The 13,364-nt window shown below is 32.6% G+C and carries 10 protein-coding genes; 8 read left to right on the top strand and 2 right to left on the bottom strand.

Translation table 11 applies throughout. The annotated features are described in order from the left end of the window. Window positions 1-36: 36 nt before the first annotated feature. From NYQ10_RS06620 to NYQ10_RS06650, 6 genes are all read left to right on the top strand, one after another. The gene (locus NYQ10_RS06620; RefSeq protein ID WP_289879426.1) at window positions 37-771 is read left to right on the top strand and encodes a type III pantothenate kinase; all 735 of its coding nucleotides are present in this window, start codon (window positions 37-39) and stop codon (window positions 769-771) included. Next, a complete protein-coding gene (locus NYQ10_RS06625; protein ID WP_289879427.1) occupies window positions 764-1,993 on the top strand; it encodes a hypothetical protein in 1,230 nt (409 codons plus the stop codon). Before NYQ10_RS06620 ends, NYQ10_RS06625 begins: the two co-directional genes overlap by 8 nt. A 50-nt stretch (window positions 1,994-2,043) precedes the next feature. After that, window positions 2,044-2,604: an LPS export ABC transporter periplasmic protein LptC gene (lptC, locus tag NYQ10_RS06630; RefSeq protein WP_289879428.1), complete on the top strand. Its 561-nt coding sequence runs from the start codon at window positions 2,044-2,046 to the stop codon at window positions 2,602-2,604. 188 nt (window positions 2,605-2,792) lie between these two features. After that, window positions 2,793-4,049: a hemolysin family protein gene (locus tag NYQ10_RS06640; protein WP_289879430.1), complete on the top strand. Its 1,257-nt coding sequence runs from the start codon at window positions 2,793-2,795 to the stop codon at window positions 4,047-4,049. Window positions 4,050-4,156: 107 nt separating this feature from the next. Then, window positions 4,157-6,256, top strand: a complete 2,100-nt coding sequence (locus NYQ10_RS06645; protein ID WP_289879431.1) for a peptidylprolyl isomerase — start codon at window positions 4,157-4,159, stop codon at window positions 6,254-6,256. Window positions 6,257-6,525: 269 nt separating this feature from the next. Continuing rightward, window positions 6,526-6,969 carry a hypothetical protein gene (locus NYQ10_RS06650; protein WP_289879432.1) on the top strand — a complete coding sequence of 148 codons (444 nt, stop codon included), beginning with the start codon at window positions 6,526-6,528 and terminating at the stop codon, window positions 6,967-6,969. A 7-nt stretch (window positions 6,970-6,976) separates the two neighbouring features. Here NYQ10_RS06650 and NYQ10_RS06655 read toward each other — a convergent pair whose 3' ends face one another. Both NYQ10_RS06655 and NYQ10_RS06660 read right to left on the bottom strand, forming a co-directional pair. Beyond that, window positions 6,977-7,888, bottom strand: coding sequence for a GYDIA family GHMP kinase (locus NYQ10_RS06655; RefSeq protein WP_289879433.1), 912 nt, complete (start codon window positions 7,886-7,888; stop codon window positions 6,977-6,979). Window positions 7,889-7,982: 94 nt separating this feature from the next. Then, window positions 7,983-9,296 (bottom strand): hydroxymethylglutaryl-CoA reductase, degradative, encoded by a 1,314-nt coding sequence (locus NYQ10_RS06660; protein WP_289879434.1) that lies wholly within the window; start codon window positions 9,294-9,296, stop codon window positions 7,983-7,985. Between the two features lie 182 nt (window positions 9,297-9,478). On the opposite strand from NYQ10_RS06660, the gene NYQ10_RS06665 reads away from it, so the two are divergent. Both NYQ10_RS06665 and NYQ10_RS06670 read left to right on the top strand, forming a co-directional pair. Continuing rightward, window positions 9,479-11,650, top strand: a complete 2,172-nt coding sequence (locus tag NYQ10_RS06665; RefSeq protein WP_289879435.1) for a S9 family peptidase — start codon at window positions 9,479-9,481, stop codon at window positions 11,648-11,650. A 37-nt stretch (window positions 11,651-11,687) separates the two neighbouring features. Beyond that, window positions 11,688-13,364: a peptide MFS transporter gene (locus tag NYQ10_RS06670; RefSeq protein ID WP_289879436.1), complete on the top strand. Its 1,677-nt coding sequence runs from the start codon at window positions 11,688-11,690 to the stop codon at window positions 13,362-13,364.

A 13,364-nucleotide genomic window follows, 5' to 3' on the forward strand; every position in this document is an offset into this window, starting at 1 on the left:
ATCTATTCGTATCTTCGCAAAAGCAAAAATGTAAATATGATTTTAACGGTTGATATCGGAAACACTAGAGTTAAAGCAGCTGTATTTGAGGGGAATAATGCGCTTGAAAATTTTGTTTTTGAGAAAAACGAGCTCGAAAAAAAAATTGAAAAAATTTTAAAAAAGTTTATTAATTGTTCCGATTTGGTAGTTGCATCTGTAGGAAGTGTCGAAAAACAAGCCTTTTTAACTTTTGAAAACAGATTAAAAGTTCATTTTTTTACACATGAAGATGTATTTCCTTTTCATAACAAATATGCTACTCCAAAAACTTTAGGTATAGATCGAATGATTTTGGCTGGAGGCGCAACCTTGCAATTTCCAAAACAAAACAGACTTGTTATAGATGCTGGAACTTGTATAACCTACGATTTTATCGACGAAAATGACAATTATTTGGGAGGAGCAATATCTCCTGGCTTACGTTTGCGATATGAAGCTCTTCATAATTTCACGGCAAGACTGCCCTTGCTTACTTTAGAAGCACCAGATAATTATGTGGGAAACTCAACGCCACAGGCGATACATTCTGGTGTTGTCAACGGTTTCGTCTATGAGATTGACGGTTTTATCGATGAATATCGCAAGGAGTTTTCAAATTTTATCATAATTTTAACGGGAGGCGATGCAGAATTTTTGGCTAAACGATTAAAAAATACCATATTTGCCAATTCAAATTTCCTTCTAGAAAGTTTGAACCAAACATATCAATATAAAATCGACAATGATTAAAAAAGTAATAATAAGCGCTTGTTTGCTTATATCGTTCGTTTCATTCGCTCAACAAGGTACTGCATCGCCCTATTCTTTTTTCGGAATTGGAGATACAAGATTCAAAGGAACTCTTGAAAACAGATCTATGGCAGGTGTTGCTGTCGAGCAGGATTCGATACATTTAAATATAGAAAACCCTGCGAGTTATGCTAGTTTGATGCAAACTACTTTTACAGTTGGAGGAACTTTTGCTACTTCAAATTTAAAGACAAGTTCTCAATCTGAAAAAGCACAGCGTTCTACTTTTGATTATCTAGCTTTAGGAATTCCGATGGGAAAATTTGGAGCTTCTTTTGGTTTAATACCAGTTTCTTCGGTAGGATATAAAATTTTTAATGATAATTCGGCAACAGAAGGAGCAGTTAGTTCCCAACTTGACGGAAAAGGTGGTGTAAATAAAGTGTACTTCGGTTTGGCTTACAAAATTACAAAAGGCTGGAACATTGGAGCTGATGCACAATATAATTTTGGAAAAATTACAACAACAACGGTTGAAGGTATTTCAGGGGTTCAAAATAGTACCGCAGAAGTAAATACATCTGAATTGTCTGGAATGAATTTTAGCATCGGAACGATGTATCAGAAAAAATTCTACAAAAAAATGAGTATTTTTTCTAGTTTAAGCTACTCATTTGGAGGTGATCTAAATTCTGATAACACAAGAGTAATTTCTGTGCAAGGAGATCCAGATCCTTACGTTTATCCAGCAGATTCGAAAACATTAAAAATTCCGAGCAAATTAAGCATCGGTTTAGGAGTTGGAGAAGCAAGAAAATGGTTGATTGGTGCAAATATGGCTTTTCAAGAAACGGGACAGTTAGAGAATTACTACAATCAAGCTGATAATGTGAAGTATGAAAGTTATTCTAAATACTCACTTGGAGGTTACTATCTTCCTAATTATAACTCTTTTACGAGTTATATGAGCAGAATTACTTATAGAGCAGGTTTGAAATATGAAAAAGTTGGTCTGATAATTAATAACGAATCTATTAAAGATGTCGGAATGACTTTAGGAGCTGGAATTCCAATTCCTGGATCATTTTCAAACGTGAATTTTGGTGTTGAATTCGGTAAACGTGGTACTGTTTCTTCTAATTTAGTACAAGAAAACTACGTGAATTTTAGCTTAAGTTTCTCTTTCAACGACAGATGGTTTGTTAAGAGCAAATTCCAATAAGAAACTGTTTTAACTTTTCTAAGCTCATTACAATTTACTACATTTGGCAAATGAATTTACCAAAGAGATATAGTCTGATAGTGGTCGCAGTTATTGCTGTGACACTGTTTTTTGGGTGCGAAAGTAATTTTAAAGAAGTTCAAAAAATTAACTTCTCAGAGTTTGTTCCTGCAACCGATGCAGACAATGCCAATATTAAATACACAGATTCTGGACGCATTACAGGTGTTTTAATTGCTCGTAAAATGTTAGATTATTCTAACCTTGATTTTCCGTTTACAGAATTTCCAAAAGGAATCGATGTAACTTTGTATGATAAAAAGCAAAAACGTACTTTTATAAAAGCGAATTATGCCATTTCATATAAAAGCACACAAATTATCGATTTGATTGGAAAAGTTGTAATTACCTCAGAAGCAGGTCAGGTTTTAGAAACAGAACAGCTTTATTTCGATCAGAAAAACGAATGGTTTTATACCGAAAGAAAATTTAAGCTTACCGATGCAAAAGGAGTTTCTTTTGGACAGGGAATAGATTTTAGTAAAGATTTCAAAATGATTAATTCTCAGCGTGTAAACGGTGAGTTTGAATCATCAGAAGAAAAAATATAAATTATGGGTTATTTAAAATATACACAATACGTTTACATCCTTTTTGCGCTTTTCTTTATTTACGATGGTGTAATAAAAATGAATTCGGGAGATGAGGGGTATCCGTTAAGCTTTGTTATTGCTGGAATGGCTATTTTTATGTTTTTCTTTAGAAGGAGATTTTTGAATCGTAATAAAAAACAATAAAAATGGAAATTAGTATTATAATAATATGTTTAATACTAGCAGCCTTTTTCTCTGGAATGGAAATCGCTTTTATTTCCTCCAATAAAATTTACCTCGAAATAGAAAAAAAACAGGATGATTTCCTGTCGCGTATCTTAACCAAACTTACCAAGAATCCTTCAAAGTTTATTGCTGCAATGCTCATTGGCAACAATGTAGCTTTGGTAATTTACGGCTTTTTTATGGGCGATTTGATCCTGAATTGGATAATCCGTTTTGGTTTTGTGTTCTCTGGTTGGTGGAATATTCTAATTCAGACTTTGCTTGCGGCTTTTGTGGTTTTGCTAACTTCAGAGTTTTTTCCAAAAGTATTTTTTCAGATTTACGCCAATTCGTTAATCAAGATTTTGGCGCTTCCGGCATATTTATTTTATCGTCTGTTTTATTACATTTCGACTTTCTTTATTTGGATTGCAGATTTTGTATTGAGTAAATTTTTTAGAACAGAAGGGAATCAAATTCAATTATTTAGCAGAAGCGAATTGGGTAATTATATCACAGAACAAATGAGTTCGGTTGAAGAAGATGAAGAGGTGGATTCAGAAATTCAGATTTTTCAGAACGCATTAGAGTTTTCTGGCGTAAAAGCGCGCGATATTATGACGCCTAGAACAGAGATTGTAGACATGGATTTATTTGATTCTGTAGACGATCTGAAAAAAATGTTTATTGAAACAGGATATTCTAAAATAATTATAAGTCAAAATTCTCTAGATGATATTGTGGGCTATGTGCATTCATTTGATTTGTTTAAAAAGCCAACATCAATCAAATCAGTTTTAATGACTGTAGAATTTGTTCCCGAAACTATATTGATTAAAGATGTTCTGAATTTGCTGATAAAAAAGCGAAAAAACGTTGCAGTCGTATTAGATGAATACGGAGGAACTTCTGGAATTATGACTATCGAAGATATTGTAGAAGAGCTTTTTGGAGAAATTGAAGATGAACATGATTTGGACGAAGAATTGGTGGAAGAACAAATAGGAGAGGGTAAATATTTGTTTTCAACCCGTTTAGATGTGGAGTATCTTAACGAAACTTACAAATTAATGATTCCTGAAGAAGACTCTTACGGAACTTTGGGAGGTTTTATTGTCAATCATACAAAAGAAATTCCGCAAAAAGGAGATAAAATTGTAATAGATAGGTATCATTTTTTTATAAAAGAAGCCACAAATAAGAAAATCGAACTAGTGAAATTAACAATTAAAGAGTGATTTTTTAAATTAATGAAAAAAAATGTTGAAAATAAAACGCTAGTTGTATTGTTATTAACTAGATAATTGTATTTTCGCAAACTGAATATAAAATTAACGATAATAAAATGGCAGTTTTAGCAAAAATTAGACAGCGTTCCGCTTTATTGATAGGGGTTATTGCACTTGCATTATTTGCATTTATAATACAAGACTTAATCGGTAAAGGAACATTTAGTCAAAGTTCAAAAGATGTAGGAAGCATCGACGGAAAAGATATTTCATTTGAAGACTTTAGAATTAAAGTTAGTAATCTTGAAAAAAGTGGGCAAGGTATTACTTCCACTGAAGCTGCAAACAGAGTTTGGGATCAAGAAGTTTCAATCGCTTTATTGTCATCACAATTTGAAAAATTAGGATTGAGAGTAGGTGAAAAACACTTATTAGAGGTTTTAAAATCAGATCCAAATATTGGTAAAAACCCAATGTTTTTAAATGCAGCAGGAATTTTTGATGTAGTTAAATTTAAAGATTACTTCAAAGCAAATCCAGAAGCAGCACAATTTATAGCTGAGAAAGAAAAAGACGCAGAATTGAATGCAAAATTCCAAATTTATAGTACTTTAATCAAATCAGGACTTTACACAACTGCTAGTGAAGGAAAATTAAAGTATGAAATGGAAGCAAACAAAGTAAGTTTTGCTTTTGCTGCAGCTCCTTATTCTTCTATTAAAGATAGTGAAGTGAAAATTTCTGACTCAGAGATTGTTGACTACATGAAGAAAAACGAGAAAAAATTCAAAGCAGACGCAACTCGCGAAATTCAATATGTTTTAGTTGAAGACAAACCTTCTAAAGAAGATGAAGCTGAAATTAAAGGTAAATTAAATGCATTATTATCTGGAAGTGTTGTTTACAACGCTAAAACTGGTAAAAATGATACATTGCCAGGATTTAAAAACGCTACAAACGTTGCTGAATTTGTAAATGCAAACTCTGATGTTCCTTACGATTCTACTTACGTTCCTAAAAATGCTTTACCAGCAATTGACGCTGATAAATTATTCAGCTTACCAGCTGGAGCAATCTACGGACCATATGTTTACGGAAAATATTATGCTATCTCTAAATCTTTAGGATTTAAAGCTGGAGTTAATGCAAAAGCAAGCCATATCTTAATTGGTTACGAAGGATCTCAAACTCCAAACCCAAAAGAGAAAAGAACTAAAGAAGAAGCTAAAGCTAAAGCTGAAGAAATTTTAGCTCAAGTACAAGCTAATCCAGATAGTTTTATGATGTTGGCTTTTACAAGTTCTGATGATTCATCTGCACAACAAGGTGGTGATTTAGGATATTTTGGTCCAAACCAAATGGTAAAACCATTTAATGATTTTGTATTCAACAACGGAATTGGTAAAGTTGGTTTAGTAGAAACTCCTTTCGGATTTCACGTAATCAAAATTACAGATAAACAAGACGGAATTCGTTTAGCTACAATCGCTCAAAAAATCGAGCCTTCTGAAGCTACTTCTGATAAAGTATTTACATTAGCTACTAAATTTGAAATGGATGCTGCAAGCAAAGATTTTAATGCTGCTGCTAAAGAATTAGGTTTAAAAGTTGCTGCACCAGTTGATGCTAAAGCTATGGACGAAGCGTTTGGACCATTAGGAAACCAACGTAACATCGTAAGATGGGCATTTGATAAAGAAACTAGCACAGGAGATGTTAAACGTTTTGAAATTGCAAATATCGGACACGTAATTGCACAATATAAAGGTGAAAACAAATCAGGTTTAGTTTCTGTTACAATGGCAAGGCCTTATGTAGAGCCAATCTTGAAAAACAAGAAAAAAGCAGAATTACTAAAAGCTAAAATGTCTGGTTCTAATCTTGATGCTATTGCAAAAGCTGTTGGAGTTGCTGTACAGCAAGCTGCAGACGTAACTTTAGATAATCCAGTTTTACCTGGAGGAGTTGGGCAAGAGCCTAAAGTTGTTGGAAATGCATTTGCTTTAACAGCAAATAAAGTTTCTTCTCCAATTGAAGGAAATACTGGTGTATATGTTGTGAAAAACATTAAAACAGTAAAAGCTCCTGCAATTGCTAATCATGCTGCTTATGTTGAGAAAGTAAAAGCTCAAAGCGCAAATGATGCAACTAGAGTATTGCCAGCGTTGAAAAACAATGCTAAAATTGAAGATAACAGATTGCAATTCAATTACTAAGAATTAGTAAGTTATTCTATAAAAACCCGAAACTTTCACTGAAAGTTTCGGGTTTCTTTTTTGTGTAAATTATACAATTTCATTTTGTAATATTTTTTAGTTAATTTTCTGATACTCTGTAAGGAAAGTTGATATTTAGTCTAAAAAATTTGTGATATTCAAATTATTACAGTTAATTTGTTCGATTTTCTCGTTTAACGGGATTTTTCAGCGTAAATTAATCGACGAAATACATTATTAACGAATTGCTTTAATAATCAGCTATTTGAATGTTTACTACTTTTAATTTTTTTAGAAAAAAGCCAAGGGTATATACTAAGATAGAAAGTCATATCTATGGTATTATTACGGAGCTTTTAAAAGTGAGCAGCACCGACATCAATGTTGATGAATTGGGTGGGAAATATTATTTGAGCAATGAAGAGCAGCATTTTAAAGTTACAATCTTAAGTAACGACTATGTAATTAGATTAACTAATACGCATGATTCTGTTGCAGAAAAATATGAAAAAGTTTTTGTCGAAGATGTCTTGAAAGCTGTAAAAGAAGAAAAACACCGCAGAATGGAATTGGTTTACGATTCTATTACAAACAGCATTGAAAAAATGGCTGAACGTTTGCACAACAGACTTATAGAGTCCAATGAGCAAGATCAGACAGTGCGTCGTTTAGATGTAAAACCTGTGAAAAAAAAGCGAGTTAATAATTTTTAGTTCTCTGTTATTCTAAAATCATCTCGCTGTAGGTTAAAATTGTTTCGTAACCCTTTTTAGCGAAATATTCTTTCGGGTTTTCATTAGAAACTACCATTACAAAATCACCTCCCCAAGCGCCAAGACTTTTTATAACGCCATTAAAATCTGGAAAAACGGCTTCTTTTATAGTCTGCATTTCTAAGATATTACTCAAATGAATTTCGTGTCGCTGAACTGCATACGCAAATTCTTTTAATGTTTTGGCATTTAGAATGGCATGAGTGATTTTGTCATTCTCAGCAACACTTTGCGCTAAATGATTATTTTTGTGATTGTTATAAGCATATATGGCAGACTTGCTGTTTTGTTTTTTATTTAAATAAACAAAATAAATATGCTCTTTAAAATCAGGATTAAATTCAACTTGTTCTACAAAATTATCTTTTACACGATATAAAACGGGAGTGTTGTTTTGTGCGCAAGCAATATCATAACCGCTTCCTCCAAAGCTATTGTTTAGTAGTGTAAAAGCATTTACATCTGCCCATTGTGCGATGTTGTTAATCAATGTTGACGAAGTTCCTAATCCCCAATTTCTTGGAAAAGTTAAATGAGTACTTACTTTATAACCGTTCGAATTATCTATGAATTTTGGATTTAAGATATAGGCTTCGTGTAAAATATTTACGAGTGTCGATTTTACAGTATCAATTAATGAATCGGAACCTTTTATAACTTCATCAAATGTTAGTGTTTCTTCGAACCATAAATGTTGGTTAGAATCATAACTTTTCCATTCAATTTCTTTGTTTTCAAGATCTTCAATTACTAAATCCTGACCAAATTTTGTTGGCAACGCAAAAGCTTCCGCTCCGTCTAAAACTAAATATTCTCCTGCAATAAAAAGTTTTCCGTTACTATAAAAGGTGTTTTTCATGCTTTATTTTTAGCCCCGATAGTAGTGGAAATCCTTTTGCTTTTTTTCTTTAGAAAAGCAAAAGATTGCAACGGATAGCGGGATTAGCTCCAAATTATTTTCTTAAATTTTCAATAAATTCTACCACAGCACTATGAGAAACGGCTGTTTTTTTGAAGTGTGTTTTAATTAAATGACGCTCTTCTTCGGTAGCTTCAAATTGATTGATGATATTATTAAGGTGCATTTTCATGTGGCCTTCCTGAATTCCAGTTGTAGTTAGAGAACGTAAAGCGGCAAAATTCTGCGCTAAACCAGCAACAGCAACAATTTCCATTAATTCTTGAGCCGAAGGTTTTTCTAAAATTTCTAAACATAATTTTACCAAAGGATGCAAAGAAGTTAATCCGCCAACTGTTCCTAATGCAAGCGGAATTTCAAGCCAGAAAGTAAAAATTCCATCTTCGATTTTAGCGTGTGATAAACTTGCATATTGTCCATTTTTGGCCGCGTACGCGTGAACTCCGGCTTCTACAGCTCTAAAATCATTTCCAGTTGCTAAGATTACGGCATCAACCCCATTCATAATCCCTTTGTTATGCGTTACGGCTCTAAAAGGTTCAACTTCGGCAATTTGTACCGCTTGTAAAAAACGTTCAGCAAATACGGCAGGATTTGGAATATGTTTTTCAGCTAATTCTTCAATTGGGCAAGAAACTTCGGCTCTAACTAAACAATTCGGAACGTAATTTGATAAAATACTCATTACAACTTCCAAAGTTTCTCCATTTTGACATAAATCAGAATTTTGAGCTTCTTCTTTTAAAGTTGAAGCAAATTGCTCTAAACAAGAATTTATGAAGTTTGCGCCCATACTATCTTTCGTTTCAAAAGTAGCATGAAGCTGATAGTAGTTTTCAAGTAAACTTCTTTTATCTTTTAGTTTAATATCTAAAATACCGCCTCCACGCTGTTGCATGTTTTTGGTAATATTCTGGGTTTCAGAAAAGAATTTAGGTTTTATTTGATCGAAAAAAGTTTTCAGTTTTTCGGCATCGCCATTATAATTGAAATGAACTTGACCAATTTTTTCGGTATTGATAATCGTTGTTTTAAAGCCGCCTCTAGTTGACCAATATTTTGCTGCTTTTGAAGCCGCTGCAACCACAGAACTCTCTTCAATTGCCATTGGAATGGTTTTGTATTTTCTGTTGATTAAAAAGTTCGGAGCGACTCCAAGTGGGATATAGAGGTTTGTAATGGTGTTTTCGATAAATTCGTCGTGAAGTTGCTGAAGCTTTTCATCTGAATTCCAGTAATTTCTTATAATATTTTTAGCCTCTTCAGGGTTTGAAAAATATTCATTTGCGATCCAGTTGATTTTTTCTTTTTTGGATAATTTAGAAAATCCGGCAACAGCGTTGTTCATTCTCAGTATTTTAAATAATAATGTTGCCGCAAATATACCATTTTAAGAGATTTGTTTAAAATCTATTTTAAAAAGAGTAAGTACGCAATCGTTATTTTTTTTAACATTTAACACTTAAAATGTGTATTATGTTTATTTTTTTCACTAAAATTGGGCTCTTTTTTATATTTAAATTAATTGTAATGAATACAAGTAAAATTACTGTAATACTTCTATTTCTAGTTGCAACCGTTTTTGGTCAACAAAAAATCACTATCGAAAATATTTACGGCGGCGCTTTCCGAGCAAAAGGAATGGATGAGTTGCAGTCTTTAAAAAATACAGATCAATATACTGTATTAAATATTGATAGAGCGAGCAGAAGTATGCAGATTGATTTATATGATTTTGCAACTTTAAAAAAAGTATCTAATCTAATTGATACTAAGAATCATAAAGAATTAGCAGAAGGTATTGATAGCTATACTTTTGATGCGTCAGAAAAGAAAATTTTAATTGCTTGTAACACCAATCAGATTTTCCGTCACTCTTTTACAGCAGATTATTATTTATACGATATCGCTTCAAAATCTTTAACGAAGCTTTTTGATTTTCAGGTTCAAGAGCCAACTTTTTCTCCAGACGGATCTAAAATCGCTTATGCAAAAGAAAATAACTTATATGTATACGATGTAGCTTCAAAAAAATCTACATCAATTACAACAGATGGTAAAAAGAATGCGGTAATTAATGGTATTACGGATTGGGTTTACGAAGAAGAATTCGCTTTTGTTCGTGCTTTCGATTGGAGTAAAGACAGTAAAAAAGTAGCTTATATTCGTTTTGACGAAAGCCAAGTTCCTGAGTTTTCAATGTCTATGTTTCACAAAGATTTATATCCAACAATCGAGACTTTTAAGTATCCAAAAGCGGGAGAAAAAAATTCAGAAGTTTCATTACATATTTATGATGTAGCGGCTGGAGCAACTAAAAAAGTTGATTTAGGAAAATATAATGATTTCTACATTGCAAGATTACAATGGACAAATGATGCAAACATTCTTTCTGCGCAAGTTTTAAATCGTCACCAAGATAATTTAGATTTATTGTTTGTTGATGGAAATACAGCAGTTGCAAAAGTAGTTTTAAATGAAAAAGATAAAGCTTACGTAGATGTAACAGATAATTTGACTTTCTTAAAAGACAACAGTTTTATCTGGACAAGCGAAAAAGACGGTTTTAACCATATTTATTTATATGATAAAACTGGAAAACTTAAAAATCAAGTTACAAAAGGAAACTGGGAAGTAACTTCTTACTACGGTTTTGACGAAAAAACAAAAACTATTTTCTATCAATCTACAGAAAATGGTTCAATCAACAGAGATCTTTACAGAATCTCATTAGACGGAAAAAATAAATTGCGTTTATCTAAAAAAGTAGGAACAAGCGCGGCGACTTTCAGCCCGAATTTCCAATATTTTATTACAACTTTCTCAAGTAATTTAGTGCCTACTACTTATACTTTAAACGAGTCAAAAACAGGAAAAGAAATTCAAGTTATCGAAAACAATCAAGCTCTTGCTGATAAATTAAAAGCGTATGACTTACCTGCAAAAGAATTCATCGTTTTAAAAACAGCAAAAGGAAACGAATTAAATGCTTGGATTTTAAAGCCGAAAGATTTTGATCCTTCAAAAAAATATCCTGTTTTTATGTATCAATATTCTGGTCCAGGATCTCAGCAAGTAAACAACGATTGGAATAATACTGACGATTATTGGTTCTTATCGCTTACACAGCAAGGTTATATTGTAGCTTGTGTTGACGGAAGAGGAACTGGTTTTAAAGGAGCAGATTTCAAAAAAGTTACGCAAAAAGAATTAGGAAAATATGAAGTAGAGGATCAAATCGATGCTGCAAAGGTAATTGGTTCTTATTCTTATGTTGATCCTGCAAGAATTGGAATTTTTGGATGGAGTTATGGAGGATTTATGGCTTCAAACTGTATTTTCCAAGGAAATGATGTTTTTAAAATGGCAATCGCTGTTGCTCCGGTTACAAACTGGCGTTTTTATGATAGCGTTTACACAGAAAGATACATGCAGACTCCACAAGAAAACGCTAGCGGATACGATCAAAATTCTCCAATTAATCACGTAGATAAATTAAAAGGTAAATTTTTATTGATTCACGGTTCAGGAGATGACAACGTTCATGTTCAGAATTCGATGCAAATGATGGAAGCTTTAATTCAGGCTAATAAACAATTCGAGTCTCAAATTTATCCAGATAAAAATCACGGAATTTATGGCGGAGCTACTAGAATTCAGCTATACAATAAAATGACTAATTTTATCAAACAAAATTTATAATCTAAATCTTTTAAACTTAATTAAATAAGCGAATAATATGGGAGAAACTCAAGTAAAAACTGCGCATCCAAAAGGACTTTGGGTATTGTTTGGAACGGAGATGTGGGAGCGGTTCAATTTTTATGGAATGCGAGCTTTATTGACTTTATTTCTTGTAAATTCATTGTTAATGAAAGAAGAAGAAGCGTCATTAATTTATGGAGGTTTCTTAGGGCTTTGTTATTTAACGCCAATGTTAGGTGGTTTTGTTGCCGATCGTTTTTTAGGGAATAGAAACTGTATTTTATTAGGTGGATTATTAATGGCAATCGGACAAATGCTTTTGTTTACAAGTGGAAGTATTTTTGAATCTAATTTAGGTTTAGCAAAAACCATTATGTATTCTGCATTGGGAGTTATTGTTTTTGGTAACGGATTTTTCAAACCAAACATTTCTAGTATGGTTGGAAGTTTATACCCGAAACAAGAAAAAACAAAATTAGATAGTGCTTTCACTATTTTCTACATGGGAATTAACATCGGAGCTTTTTTAGGTCAGTCAATTTGCCCTTTATTAGGAGATGTTAAAGATGCTGGAGGAATTAGAGATATTCACGCTTTCAGATGGGGATTCATGGCAGCTTCTGTTGCAATGTTGTTAGGTACAGTACTTTTTTACTTCTTAAAAAATAAATATGTAGTTTCTCCAGAAGGAAAACCATTAGGAGGACTTCCTTCTAAAAATGATGCTTCTGATTTTGAAGAAGGAGAAGCTCAAAAAGCAAACTTTTCTAATAAAGCTTTAACAATTGCTGGATTGGCATTTATTGCTTTAGGATTCTTTTTCCATTATGTAGTAGGTCAGAATTTAATTTACACTTTGATTTATTCTAGTGGTTTGGCGTTGGCTGGATTAATTATTTCAGATTCGTCATTAACAAAAATCGAAAGAGATAGAATTATTGTAATCTATATTGTTTCGTTCTTTATTATCTTCTTTTGGGCTGCATTTGAACAAGCAGGTTCTTCTTTGACTTTTATTGCAGATAACCAAACAGATAGAAACTTCTTTGGGTTTTTGATGCCAGCTTCTATGGTTCAGATTTTTAATGGAATGTTCGTTGTAATTTTAGCTGTTCCTTTTAGTATTCTTTGGGATACTTTAAGAGCTAGAGGGAAAGAGCCAATTTCTCCAGTAAAATTAGCTGTTGGTTTAGTTGTGATTTCGATAAGTTTCTTTATGATTGCAACTCAGGTTTCTTATATCGGAACTTCAGGGCTTTTATTAGTGAAATGGTTAATCTTATTATATTTCCTAAATACATGTGCTGAGCTATGTTTATCTCCAATTGGTTTATCATTGGTGGGTAAATTGTCTCCAAAACGTTTTGCATCATTATTATATGGCGTATTCTTTTTGTCTAATGCATCTGGTTATGCATTAGGTGGAACTTTAGGTTCAATCTTGCCAGCAACGGGAGATAAATTTGCAAAAGCAAAAGAATTAGGAATAGATCTTCAAGCGGTTTTAGATAAAACTATAACACCAACCGCAGAGCAATTGGCACTTTTAGAGAAACACCAAATTAGCGCTTCAAATCACTTTTTTGCTGGATTTGAAATTCACAACCTTTACGAGTTTTTTATGGTGTTTGTGGTGCTTACAGGTATTGCGGCAATTGTATTATTTGCTTTGACTCCATTCTTGAAAAAAATGATGCACGGTGTTAGGTAA

Origin of the sequence: Flavobacterium johnsoniae (assembly GCF_030388325.1) — a bacterium.
Taxonomy (GTDB): domain Bacteria; phylum Bacteroidota; class Bacteroidia; order Flavobacteriales; family Flavobacteriaceae; genus Flavobacterium; species Flavobacterium johnsoniae_C.